The sequence below is a fragment of the Natrialba magadii ATCC 43099 genome (genome assembly GCF_000025625.1).
Taxonomy (GTDB): Archaea; Halobacteriota; Halobacteria; order Halobacteriales; family Natrialbaceae; genus Natrialba; species Natrialba magadii.
Genome location: NC_013922.1, coordinates 2,597,604 through 2,620,848 on the forward strand (window position 1 = coordinate 2,597,604; position 23,245 = coordinate 2,620,848).

Genomic DNA, 23,245 nt, shown 5'->3' on the forward strand with positions numbered 1-23,245 from the left:
TGGTCGACCCCAACCCAAACTCACCCATGAGTGACGATCCACTTGACGACGTTGATAGAGGGATCCTCCATCTGTTGCAACAAGACGCGCGCAACTACAGCGCCGCCGACATCGCCGACCACGTGGGCGTGACGGCCAATACGGTGCGTAATCGGATTCAGCGTCTCGAAGAGGGTGGCATCATCGACGGGTATGTCCCACGTATCAATTACGAACAAGCCGGGTACCAGCTCGCGGTGGACATGATCTGTACCGCCCCTATCACCAACCGGTCGGGACTCGCGAGCGAAGCGTTGGACGTAGACGGCGTCGTTCAAGTTCGCGAACGGATGACCGGTCGCCGGAATGTAACCATCACTGCTATCGCCGCCGAGAGCGACGACCTTACCGAAATTGCGACGCAACTCGACGAGATCGGGCTGACGGTCGAATCCGAGGAACTGGTCAAAAACGTCCACGTTCAGCCGTTCGACAACTTCGCCTCCAACGAGATCGAGGAGTGATTTCGGTTTCCGAGATTTCCCACTGAAAAATACACTCGAGTAGAAGGCGAGTTTCGCATATGGCGAACAATATCGGATAGCGTTTCGTAATTAGAATATATATTCGAAATTTCTTTAGCTATCGATCACCCAGGGAGTGTAACGATGCGAGAGATCACCGTGGAGACGCAAGCCGACGATTCCGTCAGCACCGTTGTCGTTGAGGCGGTGGCCGAAGCTGTCGGCGTTGACGCAACAGCGTTGCCACCGCTGTACGAGCGGGTCGACCCCGACGCACTCGACGCGGTGTTCGCGCCGACAGCGACGGGTGCACCACGCACCGGGGAGATTCAATTCTCCTACAGCGAGTACGTGGTCACAGTCGGCTGCGACGGTGATGAGATTGCAATCACACTCGATACGTGATGTGTGGTTCATCGATCGTCTGACTGGTCTGCTGGGGAGGACTTTTGCTAATCGTTTCCCGGGCAATGACGGCTGTATCCGCATGGCTACCGCGGTAGGCGTTCGCCTGTCGCTTCTGTAATTCATCACACGTCTGTTCAAAAAATCGAATCGACGAACGAATACAGGAGCTCAGTCGTCGATCTGACGCGATCGCCGAGACTGACCACGTGATACATGGCGTCGCGTCGCCGCAATGTCGAGTACCGCGGTCTACCTGGCGGCTGTCGGCTGATCCTGGCACGATCTGATCCAGTCACGGTAGTCGCGGTACGAGCCGGCTGTGTGTTTGGTCACCGAGTTCAGGTTCTCACCTCCATTACGATTGGATTATTCACCCCGACTAACTTAATCTTTAGCCCCCTCTAATCAACTATCGGCAGTCGGCGTCAGTCCCGGCCGAGCGTGTGGAACTCGTCGTTCGGCCGCATCTCAGCAAACATCGCCATTCGGTTACTCAGGTTGTAAAACGATGTTACGGCGGCGATGTCCCAGAGTGCCTCCTCGCTGAAGCCAGCGTCGCGGAGTCGGTCGAGATCCGACTCTTCGACCGCCATTGGTCGCTCGGTGAGTGTGACAGCAACGTCGAGCATCGTACGATGGGTCTCGTTGATATCCGCAGTTCTGTAGTTCGCGATCAGTTGGTCCGCTAACTGTGGATCTTGAGCATAGATCCTCACGAGTGCCCCGTGTGCGACATTACAGTAGTAACAGTGGTTGACACCGGAGACCGCGACAACGATCATCTCGATTTCCTCACGCTCGAGTGCGGTGTCCTCGACGAGTGCGTCGTGGTACTGGAAGAACGCCCGGAAGTGTGAGGGTTTGTAGGCGAACGCGGAGAAAACATTCGGTGTGAAGCCAGCGCTCTCGGTTTCCTCGGTGATCCGTTCCTGGAGGTCCTCGGGGAGTTCTCCGAAGTCCGGGACGGGGAAGTTCGCCATGGCGTCGTCTGCGAGGGTTGGTGTGGCGTTCGATTCTCCAGTTGCATCGTTGACTGAACCCGAGTCCGTGTCCGTGTCCGTGTCCGAGTCTGAGTCCGTGTCCGTATCGACTGTGTCGTCCTGATCGCTCATGCACGCTGGTTCACACGTCAGCGTATTAACTCACGGCCCTCGCCCGCGCGTCCTGGACGAAGGCCTCCAGTAACCAAGCGCCGGCGCAGGTAGCGTTGGCGAGCATGTCGAAAAGTAACACCAGTGCGGAATCGCAGCGGCCACGGGATGTCGACTGCGTAGTGAGCCGTCTGTTCGTCAGCTAACACCTATTGCATCCCTATTCTGACCGGAGGTCCTCACGATCTTTGTCCCGGTCGCCAACCGGGTCGCGTTCGTGGACGTGTCGCCGGTTGCTCATATCGTCGTCCGTCCGACCAGTGTTCTCGTTCGCACGCCGCTCCTCGTTCGCACGCCGGTCGTCGCCGTACGTATCGCCCGACCGCTGCGTGTCCGATCGCTCTTCTGTCCAACTACCCTGCTCAGAGCGGCGACCGGTCTGACGGTACTGGAGTCCGCCACCGCTCCGGTCACCGCGACCACGGTCGTCCCGCCGCTCCGTCTCCCGTGTTGTGCGTCGGTCGTCGTGGCCTCGGTCCTGCATCTCCGTTGATCGACGGTCAGATTCCCGAGACCGAGCGTCTCGCTGCCTGCTCCGGTAGTCCGATCCACTATCCTGGCTGTGGGGGCCGGGTTGTGCAGCCGTCGGTCGGGACGACGATCGAGACGAGGACGAAGACGACCGCTGGGAGCGTTGCTCCGTCGGCGGCTCACGCGTCTCCGTCCGCCGCTCACCGCCCGAACCGGTATCCCGACGGCGATCCGGCCGCCCCTCCGGCATCCGCCGGGGCTGGGGCCGAGACTGGCCACGTTCCTGTCGGGACCGGCGCTCGGACTCTCGCTGCTGCCGTCCGTCGTCGTACCCGCCGCCGCGACGATCCATCGATTCATCCCGCTGTGGCGGCTGCTGGCCCGAAAAGCCCTGACTGCGCTGGTGGCGACCCGCCGTCGACTGCCCCTGTCGCGGCCCCTGCTCTCGCCGCCGGTCGTCCTGTGTTCGTTGTGCTCCACTCCTGCCCCTGTCTCCCGACCGGCCGGATGCCGCCATCTCCGGCGGACGGTCGGACCGCCGGTCAGTCGACTCGTCCTGCCGATTCGCCCCGCGTCGCTCGCGACGTTCCTGTTGGCCCTCAGGTCGCGGCATCTCTCCGGTGTGATCCGGTCGCCGCGCCTGCCCGCCGTACTCGAGTGCAGCCGCGTTCTGCACGTCGGCGTCGGTCTCGAATCCCTGTTGTTGCTGCTGTCGTCGGTCGTCCTGGGCGCGATGCCCGCCAGTATCTCGGGGACGCCGTTCAGTCCGACCTGACTGTGACGACCGAGAGTGGGATTCGGAATCGATGGCCGAGCGGCCGGGTTCGTGCTGGTGGCGGTGGGTGTTGCGGTCCTGCGGTTGCCGTCGGCCCTGTCCTCGCGATTCACTGCGTCTGTGTCCGTCGTGGCCGCGATCCTGGCGTGACTGGCCACTCCGTTCTTGTCTCGGTTGCTGCCCACGTTCCTGTGACCGCTGTGACCGCTGTCGCCGCTGTGACCGCCCCTCCCGGCCGCGCCGGCGCTGTTGCTCGTCGACATCGACCGCTTCGTGTCCGCGCTCGTCGTACCGAGAACCGCCGCGGTCGTGGCGAGCCTGCCCACCGTACTCGAGTGAGTCGGCCTCGCCCAGGTCGGTCTCGAATCCCTGTCGTTGTCGTTGCCGCTGTCGCTGTCGCTGCTGGTGGCGCTGTTGCTGGTCGGTTCGAGCTCGCCGTCGGTCGTCTCGACCTCGCTGTCGGCCGCCCTCGCGACTACGCCCGTGTTGCTGCCCGCTATCGCGCTCGCCTCGCCGAGTGCCGTCGCGCGCTCGTCGGCCCTCCGGTTCGCGCCGCCCTTCGTCCTGTGGCCACTGCTCGCGCTCGCCGCGCGGTTGTGACCGTCGGTCGTCGCGGTAGCCCTGTTCGCGCTCGCCCGGGTTCGATGCCTCTCGCTCGTCCGATCGTCGGCGGTCGTTTCGGTTGTGTCGGTCGTTCATAGGTGATTGGTGTCCGGATCTGTCTGAACCGAGTGCTCGGTGCGTGCGCCGCGGTAGTGTTCGGTCGCGGCGCGACGAACTGTTCGCCGACTACAGTACGTGCGTCCGACGGGGATGCTACACAGATCGTGCGGATAAATCCTGAGCGTGCGTAAGCGTGCACCGGAGCTGATATCCGCCATCGACCGCTGAAACCGCCGTTGACGCGACCACCGCTAGTTCGACGCATCCGCTACCGTTTTCCCACATGTCCGCGATGTGCCCGTATGGACACCGCACTCGTCATCGGCGGTACGCGATTCATCGGCCGCCACCTCGTCTCGGAACTGCTCGAGCACGACTACGACGTCACCCTCCTCAACCGTGGCACCCGCGAGAACCCGTTCGCGGACGACGACCGCGTCGACCACATCGAGGGTGACCGCACCAACGACTCCGCACTCGAGGCCGCCGCGACGATCGACCCCGATGCCGTCTTCGACTGCGTCGCCTACTACCCGAAAGACGTGCAGGCAGCCACCCGCATCTTCGCCGACTGCGAAGCCTACGTCTACATTTCCAGCGGCGCAGCCTACGGCCGCGAGGAGATTCCCAAACGCGAAAACGAAACGCCACTCGAGTCCTGTTCGCCCGAGGAGGCCACCGACGACTCGGACGCGACTTACGGCAAGCGCAAGGCGGAGGGCGACCGCGCCATCGAGGCGGCTGCCAACCGCGGCGTGAACGCCATGTCTGTCCGCCCGTGTATCGTCTACGGGCCCGACGACTACACCGAACGGCTCGATTTCTGGATCGACCGGGTGAACCAGCACGACCGCGTCGTCGTGCCGGGTGACGGCACCAACGTCTGGCACCGAGCATTTGTCGACGACGTGGCGAGCGCGCTCCGCATCGTCGCCGAGCACGGCGAGGCCGGCGAGGCGTACAACGTCGGCGACCAGCGACTCGTGACGCTCGACGAGATGGTCGACCTGATCGCCGACGCACTTGACACCACCGTCGACATCGTCCACGCCGGGCCACGCGAACTCGCCGCCGGCGAGATTGACCCCACCGACTACCCACTCTATCGCGAGTACCCCCACGTGCTGTCGACGGCGAAACTCACCGCCCTCGGCTGGGAGTCGACACCACTCGAGTCGGCCATGGAACAGTCGGTCGAGGATCATCTCGAAAGCGACCGCGACGGACGAGAACAGGGGCCAGATCGGGAGGCGGAGGAGCGCGTGCTGGGGATACTCGAGACGCTCTGAACAGCGGACCTGGCGGAGAGACGGTTGTCGGAAAGACATTGTCGAGGAAAAACACGTATATCCCGGGGGTGACTCAGTCCACCTATGTTCGAGAAGTCGACGTGGATTCGGCTCCCCCGAAACGTCGTCGTCGGTCACGGCGTCCGGTCGTCGGTCGTCGAGGTCGTCGACGACTTACACCTGCAGGGACGGCCGCTGCTTGTGACGAGTCCAACGCCGCGACAGGTTGCCGCGGAACCGGTCGCCGCAGATTTCGAGGCGGCTGGCATCGACCCCGCGATCGTGACGATCGAATCCGCGACGTTCGATTCGGTCGAAACCGTCATCGAAACCGCAGAAGCGGAGGAGGTCTCTTACCTTATCGGCGTCGGCGGCGGCAAGGCCATCGACATTGCCAAGATGGCGAGCGACCACCTCGAGATGGGCTTTCTCTCGGTGCCGACGGCGGCGAGCCACGACGGCGTTATCAGCAACCGCGGCTCCGTCCCGGACGGAAACACCCGCCACAGCGTGGCAGCTGAGCCGCCGCTCGCGGTTGTCGCCGACACCGAAATCCTGGCCGAGGCACCCTGGGAGCTAACGACGGCGGGCTGTGCGGACATCATCTCGAACTACACCGCGGTGATGGACTGGCGGCTCGCAAAGCGGCTCAAGAACGCCGAATATTCCGAGTACGCCGCGGCACTCTCGGAGATGACCGCCGAAATTCTCGTGGACAACGCCGACCTCATTCGGCCGGGACTCGAGGAGTCCGCCTGGGTCGTCACGAAGGCGCTCATGTCCTCCGGCGTCGCGATGAGTATCGCCGACTCCTCGCGACCGGCAAGCGGTGCGGAGCACCTTTTCTCCCACCAACTCGACCGAATCGCGCCTACTGCGGCACTGCACGGCCACCAGGTCGGCGTCGGATCGATCATGACGGCCTACCTGCACGGCGGCGAGCGCGGCATCTGGCGGGATATCCGCGACGCGCTCGCGAGCATCGACGCGCCGACGACCGCAGCGGAACTCGACATCGACGACGAGACGGTGATCGAGGCGTTAACGACCTGCCACGAGATTCGCGACCGCTATACGATTTTGGGTGATGGGATGGACGAGCACGCGGCTCGCGAGGTTGCGACGAAGACTGGCGTTATTTCTTGAAAGGGTCTCTGTAACGCCGTTTTCGGTGTTCTCGAAGTCGTCCCAAAAAGCGCCAACAGTACCAGTAAATCGGTACCAGCTGTTTCGCGCTCGGGTGGATTTGTTTTGACATTCCCATAGTGACGACACACTTATTATTTGACACCCTCCATACACACATATGTCGGTTCCCCGTCGTATGATGGGAGCGGCCCTCCTCGGAGTAGTAGCCGGCTGTCTCTCAATCGGTCCTGGAGCCGAAAACAACACTGGCGACGAACACGAGGCGGCCGACGAATCTGACTCTGAAACGAACGAGGAAGACGAAAACGACTGTCGAACCACTACGACCGCACGTGTGTACCTTCGAGGTGAGTTCGTTTCCGAATCCGAGCGGCCCGACGACAAGCACGTGTACGACAGCGACGACGATCGGTTCGACGGCGTTGAACTGTTCGAGGTCCTCTTCGACGCGGCGAGAGACATCCCAGAGGAAGAGCGGTCCGACGGAACGAGCACAGTGACCACGATCGGCGACGGTGGACTGACAGGAGTAGCGCCAGACGATGACCGTGCAACCGCTGCTGAAGCAGCCTACCATACCGAGCCAGCACCACCAACGGATGCGCTCTACGTCGAAGACGAAGCGTTCGTACTCAGAGTTCGGCTGCACAAAGAGCAAGACGAAGCCGAACAGTGTTGACCACCTCAAGGACTTCTGGGCGGAGATCTAACGCGGTACAGGTATCGCTCAGCCGGTCGCAGTTGCACCAAAACCGTCGTCCAGCGACCGGGTCGTGCTCAATCTGCTACTCAATTCTACTCACGGGATCGTCGCCGACGAGACACACGTATGGTCGCCGCTGAGTCGGCCGGGACGTGTTCGAAAAGCCGACGGGGACCCGTCGCCCGCGAAACGTCGCCACCGCCCACGCCGTGATGGATAACGCCGTTGATGTCATCGATGACCGCTACCCACAGAGGTTTGTCCCCGCTACCGCTGAAACCGCTGCGTCCCGAGCAGCGACATCGCGAGCGCGACGACACCACCGATCGCCAAATGCGCCCAGTAGGTCGTCAGCCGGTAGAGGATCGCTCCCGCCGTCGCCACATCCGCCGGAACGCCTGCCGTGGCGACGAGCAAACTCGCCAGCACAACCTCGATGCCGCCGCTCCCGCCGGGCAACGGCACGACGCCGCCGAACGACGCCAGCGGCGCACAGACGAACACCAGCGCCAGCGGCACGTCAACGCCCAGCGCGACCAGCCCGAAATACAGCGGCACCGCGTTGAACACCCAGCTCACGACCGCGATTCCGAACGCCGCGACGAGCGTCCGCGGCGACGCCTGAATCGCTTCTAGCGTCCCGAAGAAGCCGTCGATCCGACTCGTCAGCGCTCCCTCTAACTGCGTCAGCCGCGAGAACGGCAGTTTCCCCACCAGGGTTTCCGCGTGGCCGGCCAACTCGAGTGCCACGTGTCTCGCGACCCCGCGGTGGAAGACGATGACGACGACGCTCGCTGTGAGGAGTCCGCCGCCACCGAGGACGGCGAGGCTGGCACCGATGGAGTCGAGCGAGCCGTCGCCCGTGAGGACGAAGATGGCTGCGCCGAGGCCGGCGATGACGAGGCTGCCGATGACGTTGAATCCCTCCGCGGCGGCGACGGCGGCCAGGTTGTCCTCGAACTCGGAGTCGGAGTTGTTCGCGAGCAGGTAGGCGGTGACGGGGGTACCGGTCGAGCGACCCCAGGGAAGCGCGCTGCGGGCGAAGTAGCCCGAGAGATAGGCGGTCGCGAACGCGGTGCCGCGGGCTGCGCCTTCGACGGGTGCGAGGAGTCGTTTGACGAGCAGGCCCCGGAGCGCGAGCATGCCGAGACCGGTGAGAAGGGCAGCGGTGAGCGCCGCGGGATGGGCTTCGCGGACGTTGTCGAGGACGGCATCCCAGCCGACGCCGTAGATGAAGAGCCCAATGACTACGACGGCAACTGTGAGCCCGCCGACCGCCCGCCGCCAGTGCATACCTTCGCTACGCACCTGCAGCGGGTTAACGCCAGTGAATCGGAAGCGCTGGCCGTTTGTTAGTGTAGAGATGTGTTCTCGACTGCGAACGTCCTGACGCCTCAGACGTGCTCGTCGAGGAAATCTGCAATCTCAGAGTACGCTTCGATCCGGTTCTCGAGCTTCGAGAAGCCATGCCCCTCGTCGTCGAAGAGCAGTTTGCGGACCGGAACGCCCTGCTCCGCCGCCTCCTCGGCGATCTGTTCGGCCTCACCGACCGGCACGCGCGGGTCGTTCTCGCCGTGAAGGACGAACAGCGGTGCCTCGATCTGCTCGACGTTGTTGATCGGCGAAATTTCCTCCAGGAACTCCCGGTCCTCTGCGAGCGAGCCGTACTCCGCCTCGCGTAGTTCGCGACGCCAGTCGCCGGTGTTCTCGAGGAAAGTGACGAAGTTGGCGATGCCGACGATGTCGATGCCGGCTGCCCAGAGGTCGGGATACTCGGTCAGCGAGGCGAGCACCATGAAGCCGCCGTAGGAGCCGCCCTTCGCGACGATGCGGTCAGGATCGACGGCCGGGTGATTCTGCAACCACTCCACGCAGGCTTTGATGTCCGTGACGGAGTCCATCCGCTTTTCGACGTCATCGAGTGCGGCGTAGTCAGCTCCGTAGCCCGCCGAGCCGCGAACGTTCGGCTCGAAGTAGCCGTAGCCCCGGTCGAGGAAGTACTGCTTGACGCTGGAGAAAGATGGCCGGCGCTGGCTCTCGGGACCACCGTGGATGTCGACGATCACTGGCGCGCCGTCGTCGCTGCCAGCCCCGGCTTCGTTCTCCCCGTCCGGAAGCGTGAGAAAGCCCGGCACCTCCAGCCCGTCGAAGCTCTCGATGTGGACGAGTTCTGACTCGTCGAACGTCTCCCGCGGAATCCCCGCCGTCGGCGCGCTCGTCCAGCGCTCGGCCTCGCCGGTCTCGATATCGACGACGAAGACGTTCGTGTTGACCGTATCGCCGGTGGTCGACAGCGCGAATCGTTCGGCGTCAGGATCGAAGCTTACGCCGCCGGAAACGCCTCCCGGCAGGTCGGGTTCAGGGAACTCCTCGAATTCTGTGGGGGCGTCCGTATCGAACTCGCCGACGGTCAACTCCGTATAGCCCTCTACGTTCTGCGAGTAGACGAACCGCCCCGTCTCATCGTCCAGCGCAATGCCGTCGACGTTCCACTCGTCAGCGACGACGGACTCGAGTGCCCCCGACTCGAGATCGAGGTAGGCCAGATAGAGGGTATCGGTGTCGCCGTGGTCGGTCACAAGGTAGATACCCTCGCCATCCGGTGCCCAGCTCGCGCTCTGATAGCGGACGTCGCCCTCGTGTGGAGTAAGGTGCTCGAGTGTTGGCTTCTCGGCTTCGAGGTCGAGTACGTACAGATCCTGGTCGAAGTTGGAGTAGGCCTGGGAAACGAGCAGGCGGGAGTCGTCGGGGCTCCAGCCGGACAGGGAGAGCCAGCCGTCGCCCTCGTAGACGAGTGCTGCCTCGTCGCCCGTTTCGTCCCGGTCCTGCACGTAGACGTCGAAGACGGCCTCGTCGCGGCGATTCGAGGTGAACGCGAACTGGTCGCCGTCGTGGCTCCAGCCGCCCCAGCGGTGTTTGGCGTCGGGCATCGCTGTCACGTTCTCGATTGTACCGGTTTCTGCGTCGAGTCGGAACAGTTGGGCGCGCTCGTTGCCACCCTCGTCCATGCCGAAGATTAGTTCCGGACGCTCTGGCGACCAGGAGGCAAACGTCACTCGTTCGTCGGCGAACGTTCGCTGCTCGGGCCACTCGCGAGGTCCGGTAAGCGTCCAGACCTGCGGCGTTCCCGTTGTATCCATTAGGAACGAGAGTTCGTCGCCGTCCGGACCAAACGAAGCCCCGTAGGCGCTGCGAATGTTGAGATAGCGTTCGATTTCGTACGCTGCCATACCAGACGCTGTGGCGTGGGACCCGGTAGTCGTTTGGGTTGCGGCGAGGCCCCCTCACAGTAGTCACGGACTAGCACTGCCTGGTACGTCGCCAATAGTCGCCACAGCCTCTCCCCACGTCATCGAGTGGGAACGCGACTTGATTCTGACTGCGGTGACGTGAATTGCTGTGCTTAACAAAGGCCGCTCGTCGTCCCTGTTCAGTCGATGACAGCCGACGGCACGGATGGGACGGACACGAGGACGTCATCCATCACCGGTCCACCGAACAGGCACACCACCGCAGGCACTGAACCGAGCAGCAGCGTCGGGGCGGTCGTCGTCACCATTCTAATCGTCCTCGTCGCCTTCGGCATCACCGTCGCCGTCGTCGGACCGGACCTGCTGGGCAGCGACACCGACGCCACCACCACTGACGGCGACGTACTCGACTCCCTCGACACGACTGAAGGTGCTGGCGTGGGAGATTCGAACGAATCAGAGGCAGAGTCTGAGTCAGAACCAGAGTCAGAGTCCGAGCCAGAGTCTGAGTCAGAGTCCGACCCTGACCCAGACGCAGGCGGTGACGATGGAGATGACGACCATGAGCAGGACGACGGCGACGCTGCCGATGCAGGCAGCAGTGACGAAACGACCAACGAGTCTGGGGCGGCCGACGATAACTTGCCGGATGACGACAGCAATGAGACCGGTGGAGAGAGCGTCTTCGACGACTTCGACTCGCTCTTCGACGACATGTTCGACGACGATGACGCGAACGAAACAGACGGGTAGCGAGTAACGACTGACTGAACACGACTAACGAGTAACGACTGACTGACGCCCACTCTCCCGCCTGAGAACGATTCATCACACCTCCAACGCGCACTGTTCAATACCAGTTTCAGGCGGGTAATATCTGATATCGACAGAGATGCCGAGTGTCGCTGGTTTTGCAGTCATTCTTTTGTCCACGTGGCCACAGACCAGCCCGGGGTTTCGTTCCCGTCTTCGGTGCTGAAACGGTTCAACCGTCGCGGAGAAACGGTTCCATCGATCGAAATACCGATTTTCTCGATACTTTAGTTCCTGGGTTCAGGGGCCGAATATAGTGTGCAGACAGCCCCGTTCTCCTGATAGGCCATTACGATCGTGTCTGGTGACCATAACAAAGACCACCTCTCTCAAGTGCTATCGTCGAGGGCCGCGTTGATGAGAGACATACTCGCACAGAAACCAGACGGACGCATAGGGCAGACAGACACACGAAAACGACTGCTGGCGGGCTTCCTCACGATCGTCGTGGTAGTCGGGCTTACCATTGCGAGCGTCGGCGGGGCAGCAGCGATAGGGGCACAGGACGACGAGCCAGTGGATTCTGAGCTCGGCGACGAACTCCTCGTCACAACGGACTGCGAGGACGAACCACACATCACGGTCGAGAATCCGACGGATAGCGATACCGAGCTGACGATGGACTGGACCTCCGAGTACGACCAGTTCCAGGTCCAGACACAGGGGCAGCTCCTGATGAATCTCCAGACTGAGAGTATCGCTACCGACGACGGTCAGGAGACCACCCACTCACTGACCGTGACGGTGCCGGCGAACGACAACGTCACGTTCGTCGGTCTTCCTGACAGCACCTACGAATTCTCCGCGACCGCAGACGGCGACGACGTCGGATTCGATGAGGACGAAGTGGTACTCGAGTGTGAGAGTGAGGTGGACACAGCGGAGCTGTCACTCGATGAGCTCATGGATCGGTACGGACCGAACGTTGTGCTCGTGTCGTTCGTGATGGATGATGTGGATGAGGAACCGGTTGATGATGCACCAGTGGATGAGCCGGAGAAAGACGATGATGCACTGGTTGACGAGCCTGAAAAGGACGAGAAGGATGAGAAGGATGAGAAGGAGGATGATGCGCCAGAGAAGGACGAGAAAGAAGAGCCGGTGAAAGATGACGACGAGGCACCGGTGGATGAACCGGAGAAGGAGGACGAGAAAGAAGAGCTAGTTGATGAGCCTGAAAAGGACGAGAAAGATGACGAGAAGCCAGTAACAGACGACGAGAAACAGGTTGACGAACCGGAGAAAGAAGGGCTAGTTGATGAGCCTGAAAAAGACGAGAAAGATGACGAGAAGCCAGTAACAGACGACGAGAAACAGGTTGACGAACCGGAGAAAGAAGAGCCGGTTGATGAAAAGGACGAAGTCGAGGAGCGGGTGATTGACGAACCAGAGAAGGAAGAGAAAGACGACAAAGAAGAGGCTGAAGCCCTCGACGTTGAGGAGGACGAGAAGGACGACAAGGAGGAGAAAGACAAGGACAAGAAAGCCGACAAGAAGGACGACGATGAGAAAGATGAGAAAGATGTAGCGGCGCTGGAGGAGCCGGACGACGATAAGAAGGACGACAAGTACGAGAAAGACGACGATAAGAAGGACGACAAGTACGAGAAAGACGACGATAAGAAGGACGACAAGTACGAGAAAGACGACGATAAGAAGGACGACAAGTACGAGAAAGACGACGATAAGAAGGACGCTGAACCTCTCGACGTTGAGGACGAAGACGAGAAGGACGAGAAAGACGACGACAAGAAGGAGAAGAAAGCGGATGAAAAGAAACACGATGACAAGAAGGACGACGATAAGAAGGACAAGAAAGACAAAAAAGACGACAAGAAGGACGAACCTGACGCAGAAGCGCTAGAGGAGCCGGAGGAGAAGGACAAGAAGTACGAGAAAGACGATAAAAAGAAGGCTGACGCGGGACACCAGGCCAGCGGCCCATCGTCGATGGTTGAGCAGTTCTCGGACGAAATTGAACTCGCGAACGAACTGTTCGACTGACGCAGTGACGGACGACTGACGTCGTGGTTTCCAACCGGTGGACGCCCGTTCACCGGTCGCTATGCAGTTCTTTTGTAGCAGAAATCGATAGCTGGTGGCAGCTCTGCTGTTGCTGGATCGGCTAGCGTCACCGCGCGAAAGAAGTGACTTTTTATCCTGTCCCTGCGTGGCGATGCCATATGCGAGTCGCGTTCGTCTCCGCTGAAACGGTTTTTCACCGCGACACTGAGACGAACCGACGACTGCAGACCGTTGTCGAACTGCTTGATGAGGCCGGTCACGACGTCCACGTCTACTGTACGCAGTTTTGGGACGGCGAGCACGCAACGTTCGAACGCGAGGGACTCACGTACCACGGCGTTTCCGTCGAACTCGAGGCCACCGCCTCGTTTCTCGTTCGACTGCCGTTCGTCCTCGCCCGTGCGCGTCCCGATATCGTCCACGTCAGCGCACAGCGACCCGGACAGGTCATCGCGGCCAGTCTCGGTGCGACGCTGTCCAGAGCACCAATCGTCGCCGAGTGGTACGGCATGGACGGCATCCCAACGGACCGCTGGCACAAACTCGCCGCCCGATCCGTCGACCGAAGCCTCGTCCCCTCCGAACTCGTCGCAACCTGGGTTCGAGAACTCGGCGTGAGCGAACAGGCGGTCGACCCGATCGCCAATCCGATCGATGTCGAACGGATCCGCGACGTCGAACCTGGCGACCGGGCCGACGTCATCTACGCCCGCCGCCTCGACGACGGAGCAAACCTCGAGAGCCTCCTGCTCGCGCTCGCCGAACACCGCGACCGCGACTGGCGGGCAACCGTCATCGGCGACGGCCCCGAGCGCGAGGCGTACGAACGGCTCGCGAGCGACCTCCGGATCGAAGACCGAGTCACGTTCGCCGGCGACCTCTCACTCGGGGAGCGAATCGCCGCCTACCGAGGCGCCCACGTCTTCGCCCAGACCGCAGAACACTGTGTCTTCCCGACGGAAATGCTCTGGGCGCTCGCCGCCGGCTGTGTCGGCGTCGTCGAGTACCACGCCAACTCGAGTGCCCACGAACTCGTCGAGGGCTGGGATCGGGGCTTCCGGACGACGAGCGAGGACGAACTCAGCGATGCGATTATCGAGGCGGGGGGACTCGAGTACCAGGATGTCGACGACGAGTTCGACGAGTACGATCTGGCAGAGGTTCGGGATCGGTATCTGACGACGTATCGGGCGTTGCAGGATTCGTCGGGGCTGTTGTAGCGAGGTGGGGCACGTCCTCGACAGGAGCAGTCCAGTACGAAGTGGGCGGTGAGTGAACAGACACCCAGGCAAACAGGTATTTAATTGTTTACTGAGTGGCCTCGGTATGGACGATGCTGGGAGTGCGGACGGAAACGAGGGCAGCCAGGCAGACACCGATGCGATCACCGGCACCGAGACGACAGCTGATTCTGCCACCGACACCGACACGACCACCAACTCACACCCGAACTGTGACTTCTGCCAGATAAGCGCAGGTGCTGAACCTGCAGCGCTGCTCTACGAAGACGACCGAACGATCGCATTTCTTGACCGGCGACCCGCAGTCCGCGGACACACAGTAATCGCACCGCGTACGCACGACGAGGAACTGCTGCTCATGGACGAGGCCGACACCGCCGCCGTCTTCGACACGGTCCAAACTGTCGCGACGGCACTCGAGTCCACCCTGGAGCCGGACGGCTTCAGCGTCTTCCACACGAGCGGGCCGCTAGTTGGGACGGTCGATCACGCGCACGTCCACCTGGTGCCGCGGTTCGAGGACGATAACGTAGGCCTCTCGCTGGCTCGACGGGAACTCGAGTCGGCCGACGCAGCGGCGATTGTCTCAGCGGTCCGCGACAAACTGTAATCGGCTGCGCAGTGTGGCTCTGTTGAAACACTTAGTCTTTGATAGGTTTTAGTAGCCGTGTTGAATACACAGCGCGTCTCTTCCACGGGGGTTCGGTCTATTTGTGGTTTCTGTGATCGGTCAAGAGGGCGAGTAGTGCGAAACCGTTCTGCAGACCCAGTATATCAGTGGCCTCGACAGTCGAACACTGACGATGTACTGGTACTGGTACTGGTACTGGTACTGGTACTGGTACTGGGACTGGTACTGGTACTACGTGCGATCGAGTGTTGCATCGAAGAAAATCCAGCTTGCCTCCTCGTCCTCAGCAAGTGTATTCGGAGCGCCGTACTCGGTTTCGATCTGAAACCCTGCGTTCTCCAGTTGCACTCGGGTCGCCTCAGCACCGGCAATGTACCACTGCATCTCGGTAGCAGCGTCTAACCAATCCGGATTCGTCCCCTGCCATTCGCCGGGGCCTTCCGACACGAGTAGCTGACCACCTGGACGAAGCACCCGTGCAAACTCGTCAATGACTGCCTGGTGTTCCCCGGCCGGGACGTGGATCAACGAGTGGTAGGCAAGCACAGCATCAACTGTGCTGTCGGGTAGCGGTAATCGAGTCATATCGCCACGCAGCAATCTCGCTTCCGGAGCATTCGACTGAGCCTTCTCCAGCTGTTGTGCAGAAAAGTCAAGCCCGATTGCCCGTTGTGACTGGCTGCTCAGGTGCTGGAGCACTGGCTCTCCCCCTCCACAACCAGCGTCCAACACCCGTGACTCAGTCGGAATTTTCTTCAGAAACGAGGCCAGGGCCTTCTGCTCCGCATCGCTCGGCGATCTCTCCTCGGCATACACATCCGCAATATCCTCGTATCCCTGTAACACCACTTCTTTATCAACCATATCCGGTGTGTATCGGGGGTGAGCAAGAGTGTTTTGACCGTGTGTATACGTGTGTCATGGCTCCCTCTCCCTCTCTCATATCCAACGCCTGACACGGCAAATCGGTTCCTTCGGCACTCACAGTGTTCTTGTAGTGTTTCTCAGCGTTATTTCATATCGCTCACTGCTGAATCACTGTTCGTTCGTAATGGTTGAAATCAACGGTAACCAACTGCTGACTACACGCTCTGTATTCAGCAGACCGTTTGTGATAGCCGCCGAGCATTTCAACAGAACCAGCAGCTTCAACCAGCCTCAGAATCCACACAGACCCTGCTCAGAGCTCGAATTTCTCCGCAGCCGTCTCCATGTCCTTATCGCCACGACCCGAGAGGTTCACGAGAATCGTCTCGTGTTCGCCTTCCTCGGCGAGTTGAATCGCGCGAGCGATGGCGTGACTGGACTCGAGTGCCGGAATAAGTCCCTCGGTCTCGCTCAGTTCGCGGAAGGCTGCGAGCGCCTCTTCATCTGTAATCCCAGTGTACTCACAGCGGCCGACGGCGTTGAACATGGCGTGTTCGGGGCCGACGCCGGGGTAGTCGAGGCCGGCAGAAACGGAGTGGACCTCGACGTCGTCGTCGAGCACGCGCGTTTTCATGCCGTGGATGATGTCGTCCTGTCCCTTCGCCAGCGGCGCGGCGTGGCGACTCGAGTCCGCACCCTCGCCGCCACCCTCTGCGCCGTAGAAGTCGACAGGATCGTCCCGGAAGGCGTGAAAGAGGCCGATAGCGTTCGACCCACCGCCAACGCAGGCGACTGCGGCGTCCGGGAAGTCGCCGGTTTGCTCTAGTTCCTGGAACTGCTCGCGGGCTTCCTCGCCGATGACGGACTGGAAGTCACGGACCATTCGCGGGAACGGGTCCGGGCCGACGACGCTGCCGACGAGGTAGTGCGTATCGTCGACGTTCTCGGCGAAGTCCTCGAGTGCGACGTCGACAGCGTCGGCGAGTCCCTCACCGCCGCGGGTGACCTCGTTGACCTCGGCACCCATCAGCCGCATTCGGAAGACGTTCATCGCCTGACGCTTGGCGTCCTTCTTGCCCATGTAAATCTCCGTCTCGAGGCCGAGCAGCGCGCCGACCATCGCGGTTGCAACGCCGTGTTGGCCCGCGCCGGTCTCGGCGATGAGTCGGTCACGACCGGCGCGTTTCGCGAGTAGTGCCTGCCCGAGACAGTTGTTGATCTTGTGTGCGCCGCCGTGGAGTAGGTCCTCGCGTTTGAGGTAGATCTCAGCGCCGTAGCGTTCGCTCAGGTTCGCCGCGTGATACAGCGGCGTCGGCCGTCCGGCGAACGACTCGAGATGGTCGCGAAAGTCGGCCTGAAAGTCGTCGGTCGATGCGACCTCGTCATAGGCGGCTGCGAGCTGGTCGAGCGGGTCCTGCAGCGGTTCGGGGACGTAGCGTCCGCCGTATCCCTCGAACTCGCCTGTAGACTCTCGGTCGGTCATATATCCGGTGTGACGCACCTCACCGGCAAGTAAGTTCCGCGCCACTGTGGGCGATGACAGTGCCGCTACCGTCGCTGCCAGCGTTACGGTGACGGCAGTGACAGTGACCGTGACAGTGACAGCGCTGACGAACGTCCAACGACCCACGAGTCAGTGTCACCGTCGCGTGTCGCCTGCCGGCCGATGTATTATCCGAGTCGCTGTGGTACGATATCCGTCTCCGATGACGGCTGATACTGCAGCCCAGCGCTCGACAGCGCACCGACGCGAATCACGCAGACAGGTCGCCACTCGTCCCGGTATCGCCGTCCAGCCCGGGGTGAGCCGACCGTGTCCCTGAGACTCTCTCGGCTGCTGGCCGGCGAAGACTCGACGCCGCCGGGCCTGCCGAACTTCGACTCAACGACGGTGTTCGTCCGTGCGGCGGCGAGCGCGCTTCGCGGCGAGGAGTTTCCCGCACTGGGGATGTTTCCTTCCTGGCTGATCCCCGTCGCAGCCCGGCTCAATTCACTGCCGCGACGCGCTCGAACCGGAATCTACACCACCGGCGGCGCGAACGAGGGCGTCTCACCGGACGAACTGGGAAACGTCGACGTCGAGCGGTTCCGCCAGTGGGTCGTCGACCAGTACCCAGACCGCGGCTATCCCGCCGTCATCGTCGGCTCGAGCAACGGCGCGGCGGTCCACCTCGCCGCGCTGCTTGGCGTTCCCTGGCTTCCACAGACCTTTCTCGTCCCCGTCTCGCGCTCGCTCCCACCCGACGCAATCCACGCGGATCTCGAGTGGGGTGCCGAACACGCCGAGCCCTTCCTCGCGGCCAACCCGGACGTCACCCTCCACCAGATGCACGACCCGAACCAGGACCGGCTGATGGTCCAGAAACTGGCTTACTTCCGGACGAAATCCCGCCGTCTCGGCGACGCCTACGAGGAGTTCATCGAGACGGTGTTAGCGTCCAACGGGACGATCATCACACTCGAGTGCGAGTACGACTGGCCGGTCGCCAGAATCGACGACCGCCACACGTACCAGGTCGGCGGCCACGGTGGGCTCGACCCCGAGGAGTACTACGAGGGGAGCGACGAGATTGCGGCGTTCCTCGAGCAGCAGGGAGCGAACCGCGACCGGTGGTACACGCCCGAACCGGACGAGCGCGTTCCCGAGGCGGAGTGGGGCTTCGAGCCAGCACTGGGTGGGGATATCGACCGCCTTGCGGACGAGAACGGCTACGACGTCCGGCGACTGCGCTTCAACGAGCCACACGAGCTGAGTACCTTCGTCGCCGATCGGTACCGCGAGCGCTACGCGGAACTCGGCCGACCGGTCGACCGGCTGTTCGTCCAGTCGTTCGCACTGGTCGAGCCGTGGTGGACTCTCCGAACCGGTTCGGTGCCCTACTGGACGCCGTTCACCACCGAACCCGACGCCGCACAGTTGGATTCCTATCTGGACGGCGTCGAGCCGTACGACGAAATTTGGACGACTCTGTTCGCCCACGGCGTCGACTCCGCTGGCCTGGGATCGATCGATCGTTGGCGCTCCGTCCTCAGCCGGGCACGCGACCAGTACGGATTCGTCGGCGTCGACGAGACCGAGTTCCCGTACGACATCGAAACACACGTCCGGTATCACGAGGACCTGCCGGAGACGATCCGCGCCCGCTACGCCCACCCCGCACCGATGGCGTTCGACCGGTTCGATTCGATTGCCGACGACGCTGCCTCGGCGTACGGGATCGGCTGGCGTTCGTCGTGAAAGGGAGTGGATCGGCTGGCGTTCGTCGTGAAAGGTAGTGGATCGACTACTGCGTGACTATAGCCGGCTTATCGCCGGCGTCACCGTCCTGCTCATCCGCGCCGGACGCAGCGTCGGACTCGTCTGCGGACCCCTCGAGATACGTCGACGCCCCGTGACCCGAGATGAACTCCTTCGTTCGGTCGGCCTGCGGGTTCTCGAAGAACGTCCGTGCGTCGTTGGCCTCGACGAGTTCGCCGAGGTAGAGAAAGACCACGTCGTCGGCGAGCCGTCGCGCCTGGTCCATACTGTGGGTGACCATGATGATCGTGTACTCCTCCTTGAGGGACTCGAGTGTCTCCTCGACCTGCTCGGCCGAGATGGGGTCGAGCGCGGAGGTCACCTCGTCGCAGAGCAGGATCTCGGGTTCGACGGCGAGCGACCGGGCGAGACAGAGGCGCTGGATCTGGCCGGTCGAGAGCGCTGCGCCGGGGTCGTCGAGTCGGTCTTCGACCTCGTCCCAGAGGTTGACCTTCCGCAGGCAGGTCTCGACGAGATCGTCGAGTTCCTCGCGGGAGTAGTCGCCGTGGATCTTCGGGCCGTAGGCGACGTTGTTGTAGATCGACATCGGCAGCGGCGTCGGGGTCTGTGGGACGTAGCCGATCTGGCGGCGAAGTTCCGGCAACGGTTCGTCGGTGTCGTAGACGGTCTGGTCGCCGAAGTGGACCTCGCCGGAAATTTCTGCGTTTGGCTGGATCTCGTGCAGGCGGTTCAGCGACTTTAGCAGGGTCGATTTCCCACACCCCGAGGGGCCGATGATGGCCGTCAGGGCGTTCTCCGCGAAGTCGACGCTGACGCCGTCGAGTGCGGTGACTGTTCTGTTTCCGGTGTACGTTACGTCGAGATTGTCGGTGCGGAGTGCTGGCTGGTTGCTCATGACTGTCTCCCTCCTGGTGCGAACCGGGCGTAGCGCCCGGCGAGTAGTTTCGATGCGACGATCAATGCGAGGACGGCGACGATGAGGACGAACGACGCCGCGTAGGCGTGCGAGCGGACCTCGGCGTTGAACGACGCGGCCTGCTCGAAGATGAGGATCGGCAGCGTCGTCGCCGGATCGAACGGCCCGCCGGGCATCTGCGTGCTCCGCCCGGCGGTAAACAGCACCGTCGCGGCGTCACCGATCCCGCGAGCGAAGCCCATGATGATGCCGGCGATGATGCCGGGCAAGGCCGCGCGAACGGTCACGCGAGCCGTCTCGAAGCGCGTCGCGCCGACCCCGTAGCTCGCTTCCTTGACCGTATCCGGTGTAGCTTTGAGCGCCTCGTCGGCGTACCGGGTCATGATCGGATACTGGAAGATCGCGATCGCGATGACGCCGAAGATCAGGCTCGTCTGTGCGCCGACGGCGATGATTACCGTCAGCACGAACACCCCGTAGACGATCGGCGGCGTCCCCCAGAGCACGTTCAAGAACATGTTGATGACCTCCGAGGTGCGCTCACTCGAGTAGTCGCTCTGGAGGTAGATCGCCGTCGAGAGCGAGAGCACTATCGCGATGACGGTCGCCGGGACGACGATGAAGAGGCTCCCCAGCACTGCGTGGAGGAAGCCACCGCCGCCATCGAGCATGTAGCGCGAGCCAGGCGGCGTGACCGCGACTGCCGGGTCCGTAAGGAACACGCGGCCGCCGCGGTAGAGCGTTACGCCGACGACGAGCGCCAGCACGCCGACGATGAGCGCGGCGCTTGCGCGAGCGAGCAGGCCGAAGAGCCGCTGTTCGGTGTAGCGATCCATCAGTACTGCCACCTCCGTTTGAGCCGGCGACGAACGAGCATCGCGCCGAAGTTGAACAGCCAGACGATGACGAGCAACATGAGCCCGACGAGGATGAGTGCGGACTGCGTCAGCGGCAGGCTCATCAGTTCGCCGAAGTCGTTGACGATCAGCGTCGGTAGCGTCTCACCGGCGTCGAACGGGCTGTCCGGAATCGCGGTCTGACCGCCGATGAGCATCGCCGGCACGATGGTCGCGCCGAAGACGCGCCCGAAGCCGAGCAGGATGGCCGAGAAGATTCCCGGCCCCGCGGCTCGCAGGAGGACCGAGCGGATGGTCTCCCACTTCGTCGCACCCACGCCGAGCGACGATTCACGAAGTTCGTCGGGCAGCGCCTCGAGTGACTCGACCGACAGCGAGATCATGAACGGCGTGACGATGATCGCCATTACCAGACTCACTGTCACGATACCGAGGCCGATGCTGTGTGCGCCAAGCGCCGGCGCGAGGTAGTCGCCGACGAACGGGACGACGACGATCAGGCCGACGAGCCCGAAAATGACGCTCGGAATCGCCGCGAGCACGTCGATGAACGACGAGACGATCATCTTTGTCCGCCCCTCGGCGTATTCGGCGATGTAGATCGCCGCGAGAATCGCGATCGGCGTCCCCATCGCCATCGAGAGCACGGTGACGTAGATCGTGCCGACAATCGCCGGCAGGAAGCCGAACTCCTCCTGTGCGGGGTCCCAGTTCGACGAGGTGACCATCTCCAGCAGGGAGTGCTCGGAGACGATCGGAATCGACTGCTGGACGAGCGTCAGGACGATGAGCCCAAACAGGGCAATCGCGAACAGGCCGGCACCGAGCAGCCAGTAGCTGCTCAGCCGTTCGATCGTCAGCCGCCACTCGAGTCGGTCCGAGCGAGCGTCGTCTGTGCTCGGTGGCGTCCCGGGGTTTCCATTCGTGCCCGCGCCGTGGTCCGTTGTCGAGGACATCTAGCCCGTCACCTCGAACTCGAGTTCGTCGTGTCGGTCCGCGAGTCGCTCCCGTTCTTCTGCGAGTCGTTCGTCGCTGATCGGGGCGTAGCCGTGGTCGCGGACGTACTCCTGGCCGTCCGTGAGCACCCACCTGGCGAACTCGGCGGCTTCCTCCTCGAATTCCTCGTTGGCCGCGATGAACATTTCGCGGGCCGGCGGGGCGGGGTAGATTTCTTCCTCGACAGCCGTGAGGAACTCGTCGCGGTTATCGTAGAAGTCCTCCTCGGGCGAGAGCGTACCGCTCCCGTCGAGGTCGAGCGGTACCGGCCGAATGTTCATCTCGAGGTCGCCCGTGTTGAAGTCGTAGACGTAGTTCAGATTGTTCAGCGAGATGCCGTGCGAGTCGTTGTTGATCGCCTGGGCGACCTGCTGGTCGCCGTCGAAGTTGCCGTCGGCGTAGTCCTCGAGTTCGTTCTCGGTGTGGGCAGTGTCTTCGCCGCCGAGGAAGTTCCCCCACTGCTTGTAGGCTGCAGAGGAGTCAGACCGGCCGTAGACGTAGATCGGCTCGTCGACGTTCGCGTCGACCAGTTCGTTCCAGTTCGTGACCTCGTCAGTGAAGATGGACTCGAGTTGCTCGCGCGTCAGTCCGTGTTCGCGAATCTCGTCGTAGACGGGGTTGTTGACGTTGATCGTTCCGACGACGGTGTCGATGAGCATGGCCACGGCAAACAGGCCCTGCTCGAGTTCGGCCTCGTCGGGTTCGCGACCCATCATCGCGATGTCGACCTGGTCGTTCAACACGTCGGAGACGCCGACGCCGGTGCCGCCGCCGGAGACGTCGATGCCGACGCCAGTCTCGGACCGGTACTCGTCGGCCCAGACCTGCATCATCGGGAGCGGGCCAACGCCCCCGGAGATGCGAATCGAAGCACTGCCAGAATCAGCACCGGTGAGACAGCCTGCGAGGGCGAGTGTCGACCCGGTTCCGACCGCCTTGAGCGCCGCTCGACGGGACAGTCCGCGTCGGTCGGGTGGAGACGGTGTTCGGTTGGCCGCACGTTCCATAAGTACAGATCCGTAGCCGTCACGCGCTTGAATGGCTGTGTAACCCAGCAACACTTCGGTGAACAACCGAGCCCCTGCAATCCTTTCCGCAGCATCTGGATGGTACCATCCCACATTCGATGGCAATTGTCCTGTTATCGATCGGAACAGGCCCGCTATGGGTCCGTCACATGAGTCTCTGATTCGGAGAGCAGGTCAGTAGCTGGATACCCCGCAAGTGGCCACATCGTCGACTTCTGGGCCGTCTCGGCAGTGTTCGCCTGATGCGGA

At 62.3% G+C, this 23,245-nt stretch carries 20 protein-coding genes; 10 read left to right on the forward strand and 10 right to left on the reverse strand.

The annotated features are described in order from the left end of the window. The first annotated feature begins 26 nt into the window (after positions 1 to 26). A complete protein-coding gene (locus NMAG_RS12160) occupies positions 27 to 503 on the forward strand; it encodes an Lrp/AsnC family transcriptional regulator (protein WP_004215285.1) in 477 nt (158 codons plus the stop codon). A 144-nt stretch (positions 504 to 647) separates the two neighbouring features. After that, complete coding sequence (locus tag NMAG_RS12165; RefSeq protein ID WP_004215283.1) at positions 648 to 908, forward strand: HalOD1 output domain-containing protein; 261 nt, start codon at positions 648 to 650, stop codon at positions 906 to 908. Between the two features lie 428 nt (positions 909 to 1,336). Here NMAG_RS12165 and NMAG_RS12170 read toward each other — a convergent pair whose 3' ends face one another. Together NMAG_RS12170 and NMAG_RS12175 are read right to left on the reverse strand one after the other, a co-directional pair. Beyond that, on the reverse strand, positions 1,337 to 2,023 hold the full coding sequence (locus tag NMAG_RS12170; RefSeq protein WP_004215281.1) for a peroxidase-related enzyme: 687 nt from the start codon (positions 2,021 to 2,023) through the stop codon (positions 1,337 to 1,339). 199 nt (positions 2,024 to 2,222) lie between these two features. Beyond that, positions 2,223 to 4,007, reverse strand: coding sequence for a hypothetical protein (locus tag NMAG_RS12175; protein WP_004215279.1), 1,785 nt, complete (start codon positions 4,005 to 4,007; stop codon positions 2,223 to 2,225). Between the two features lie 266 nt (positions 4,008 to 4,273). Between NMAG_RS12175 and NMAG_RS12180 the strand changes: the two genes are divergently transcribed. The 3 genes from NMAG_RS12180 (at position 4,274) to NMAG_RS12190 (ending at position 7,088) form a co-directional block, all read left to right on the forward strand. After that, the gene (locus tag NMAG_RS12180) at positions 4,274 to 5,260 is read left to right on the forward strand and encodes an NAD-dependent epimerase/dehydratase family protein (RefSeq protein ID WP_004215277.1); all 987 of its coding nucleotides are present in this window, start codon (positions 4,274 to 4,276) and stop codon (positions 5,258 to 5,260) included. An 84-nt stretch (positions 5,261 to 5,344) separates the two neighbouring features. Continuing rightward, complete coding sequence (locus NMAG_RS12185; RefSeq protein WP_004215275.1) at positions 5,345 to 6,406, forward strand: NAD(P)-dependent glycerol-1-phosphate dehydrogenase; 1,062 nt, start codon at positions 5,345 to 5,347, stop codon at positions 6,404 to 6,406. Positions 6,407 to 6,566: 160 nt separating this feature from the next. Continuing rightward, on the forward strand, positions 6,567 to 7,088 hold the full coding sequence (locus NMAG_RS12190) for a hypothetical protein (protein WP_012996689.1): 522 nt from the start codon (positions 6,567 to 6,569) through the stop codon (positions 7,086 to 7,088). A gap of 291 nt (positions 7,089 to 7,379) precedes the next feature. Here NMAG_RS12190 and NMAG_RS12195 read toward each other — a convergent pair whose 3' ends face one another. Both NMAG_RS12195 and NMAG_RS12200 read right to left on the reverse strand, forming a co-directional pair. Further along, positions 7,380 to 8,405, reverse strand: a complete 1,026-nt coding sequence (locus NMAG_RS12195) for a lysylphosphatidylglycerol synthase transmembrane domain-containing protein (protein WP_004215271.1) — start codon at positions 8,403 to 8,405, stop codon at positions 7,380 to 7,382. A gap of 101 nt (positions 8,406 to 8,506) precedes the next feature. Beyond that, positions 8,507 to 10,342: a S9 family peptidase gene (locus tag NMAG_RS12200; protein WP_004215269.1), complete on the reverse strand. Its 1,836-nt coding sequence runs from the start codon at positions 10,340 to 10,342 to the stop codon at positions 8,507 to 8,509. A 207-nt stretch (positions 10,343 to 10,549) separates the two neighbouring features. Between NMAG_RS12200 and NMAG_RS12205 the strand changes: the two genes are divergently transcribed. The 4 genes from NMAG_RS12205 (at position 10,550) to NMAG_RS12220 (ending at position 15,052) form a co-directional block, all read left to right on the forward strand. Next, positions 10,550 to 11,116, forward strand: a complete 567-nt coding sequence (locus NMAG_RS12205; protein WP_004215268.1) for a hypothetical protein — start codon at positions 10,550 to 10,552, stop codon at positions 11,114 to 11,116. Positions 11,117 to 11,533: 417 nt separating this feature from the next. Next, positions 11,534 to 13,180 (forward strand): hypothetical protein, encoded by a 1,647-nt coding sequence (locus NMAG_RS12210; protein ID WP_012996690.1) that lies wholly within the window; start codon positions 11,534 to 11,536, stop codon positions 13,178 to 13,180. 179 nt (positions 13,181 to 13,359) lie between these two features. Further along, on the forward strand, positions 13,360 to 14,421 hold the full coding sequence (locus NMAG_RS12215; RefSeq protein WP_004215266.1) for a glycosyltransferase: 1,062 nt from the start codon (positions 13,360 to 13,362) through the stop codon (positions 14,419 to 14,421). Between the two features lie 163 nt (positions 14,422 to 14,584). Then, the gene (locus NMAG_RS12220) at positions 14,585 to 15,052 is read left to right on the forward strand and encodes an HIT family protein (RefSeq protein WP_257719846.1); all 468 of its coding nucleotides are present in this window, start codon (positions 14,585 to 14,587) and stop codon (positions 15,050 to 15,052) included. 252 nt (positions 15,053 to 15,304) lie between these two features. Here the strand turns inward: NMAG_RS12220 and NMAG_RS12225 are convergent, their stop codons facing one another. Further along, on the reverse strand, positions 15,305 to 15,937 hold the full coding sequence (locus NMAG_RS12225; protein ID WP_004215264.1) for a class I SAM-dependent methyltransferase: 633 nt from the start codon (positions 15,935 to 15,937) through the stop codon (positions 15,305 to 15,307). Positions 15,938 to 16,253: 316 nt separating this feature from the next. Next, positions 16,254 to 17,423, reverse strand: a complete 1,170-nt coding sequence (gene trpB, locus NMAG_RS12230; RefSeq protein WP_004215263.1) for a tryptophan synthase subunit beta — start codon at positions 17,421 to 17,423, stop codon at positions 16,254 to 16,256. A gap of 330 nt (positions 17,424 to 17,753) precedes the next feature. On the opposite strand from trpB, the gene NMAG_RS12235 reads away from it, so the two are divergent. After that, positions 17,754 to 19,178: a hypothetical protein gene (locus tag NMAG_RS12235; protein WP_004215262.1), complete on the forward strand. Its 1,425-nt coding sequence runs from the start codon at positions 17,754 to 17,756 to the stop codon at positions 19,176 to 19,178. Between the two features lie 46 nt (positions 19,179 to 19,224). Here the strand turns inward: NMAG_RS12235 and NMAG_RS12240 are convergent, their stop codons facing one another. The 4 genes from NMAG_RS12240 to NMAG_RS12255 are packed head-to-tail and all read right to left on the reverse strand — an operon-like array spanning position 19,225 to position 22,975. Next, on the reverse strand, positions 19,225 to 20,094 hold the full coding sequence (locus NMAG_RS12240) for a phosphate ABC transporter ATP-binding protein (protein ID WP_004215261.1): 870 nt from the start codon (positions 20,092 to 20,094) through the stop codon (positions 19,225 to 19,227). Continuing rightward, the gene (locus tag NMAG_RS12245; protein WP_004215260.1) at positions 20,091 to 20,951 is read right to left on the reverse strand and encodes a PstA family ABC transporter permease; all 861 of its coding nucleotides are present in this window, start codon (positions 20,949 to 20,951) and stop codon (positions 20,091 to 20,093) included. Before NMAG_RS12245 ends, NMAG_RS12240 begins: the two co-directional genes overlap by 4 nt. Next, positions 20,951 to 21,928: a phosphate ABC transporter permease subunit PstC gene (gene pstC / locus NMAG_RS12250; RefSeq protein ID WP_004215259.1), complete on the reverse strand. Its 978-nt coding sequence runs from the start codon at positions 21,926 to 21,928 to the stop codon at positions 20,951 to 20,953. Before pstC ends, NMAG_RS12245 begins: the two co-directional genes overlap by 1 nt. Then, on the reverse strand, positions 21,929 to 22,975 hold the full coding sequence (locus NMAG_RS12255; protein ID WP_004215258.1) for a PstS family phosphate ABC transporter substrate-binding protein: 1,047 nt from the start codon (positions 22,973 to 22,975) through the stop codon (positions 21,929 to 21,931). It lies immediately after the preceding gene. Between the last annotated feature and the right edge of the window lie 270 nt (positions 22,976 to 23,245).

What these genes read in the sequence shown, in the direction of transcription:
- NMAG_RS12160 (WP_004215285.1), top strand. Translation starts at nt 27, where the DNA reads ATGAGTGACGATCCACTTGACGACGTTGATAGAGGGATCCTCCATCTG.
- NMAG_RS12165 (WP_004215283.1), top strand. Translation starts at nt 648, where the DNA reads ATGCGAGAGATCACCGTGGAGACGCAAGCCGACGATTCCGTCAGCACC.
- NMAG_RS12170 (WP_004215281.1), bottom strand. Translation starts at nt 2,023, where the DNA reads ATGAGCGATCAGGACGACACAGTCGATACGGACACGGACTCAGACTCG.
- NMAG_RS12175 (WP_004215279.1), bottom strand. Translation starts at nt 4,007, where the DNA reads ATGAACGACCGACACAACCGAAACGACCGCCGACGATCGGACGAGCGA.
- NMAG_RS12180 (WP_004215277.1), top strand. Translation starts at nt 4,274, where the DNA reads ATGGACACCGCACTCGTCATCGGCGGTACGCGATTCATCGGCCGCCAC.
- NMAG_RS12185 (WP_004215275.1), top strand. Translation starts at nt 5,345, where the DNA reads ATGTTCGAGAAGTCGACGTGGATTCGGCTCCCCCGAAACGTCGTCGTC.
- NMAG_RS12190 (WP_012996689.1), top strand. Translation starts at nt 6,567, where the DNA reads ATGTCGGTTCCCCGTCGTATGATGGGAGCGGCCCTCCTCGGAGTAGTA.
- NMAG_RS12195 (WP_004215271.1), bottom strand. Translation starts at nt 8,405, where the DNA reads ATGCACTGGCGGCGGGCGGTCGGCGGGCTCACAGTTGCCGTCGTAGTC.
- NMAG_RS12200 (WP_004215269.1), bottom strand. Translation starts at nt 10,342, where the DNA reads ATGGCAGCGTACGAAATCGAACGCTATCTCAACATTCGCAGCGCCTAC.
- NMAG_RS12205 (WP_004215268.1), top strand. Translation starts at nt 10,550, where the DNA reads ATGACAGCCGACGGCACGGATGGGACGGACACGAGGACGTCATCCATC.
- NMAG_RS12210 (WP_012996690.1), top strand. Translation starts at nt 11,534, where the DNA reads ATGAGAGACATACTCGCACAGAAACCAGACGGACGCATAGGGCAGACA.
- NMAG_RS12215 (WP_004215266.1), top strand. Translation starts at nt 13,360, where the DNA reads ATGCGAGTCGCGTTCGTCTCCGCTGAAACGGTTTTTCACCGCGACACT.
- NMAG_RS12225 (WP_004215264.1), bottom strand. Translation starts at nt 15,937, where the DNA reads ATGGTTGATAAAGAAGTGGTGTTACAGGGATACGAGGATATTGCGGAT.
- trpB (WP_004215263.1), bottom strand. Translation starts at nt 17,423, where the DNA reads ATGACCGACCGAGAGTCTACAGGCGAGTTCGAGGGATACGGCGGACGC.
- NMAG_RS12240 (WP_004215261.1), bottom strand. Translation starts at nt 20,094, where the DNA reads ATGAGCAACCAGCCAGCACTCCGCACCGACAATCTCGACGTAACGTAC.
- NMAG_RS12245 (WP_004215260.1), bottom strand. Translation starts at nt 20,951, where the DNA reads ATGGATCGCTACACCGAACAGCGGCTCTTCGGCCTGCTCGCTCGCGCA.
- pstC (WP_004215259.1), bottom strand. Translation starts at nt 21,928, where the DNA reads ATGTCCTCGACAACGGACCACGGCGCGGGCACGAATGGAAACCCCGGG.
- NMAG_RS12255 (WP_004215258.1), bottom strand. Translation starts at nt 22,975, where the DNA reads ATGGAACGTGCGGCCAACCGAACACCGTCTCCACCCGACCGACGCGGA.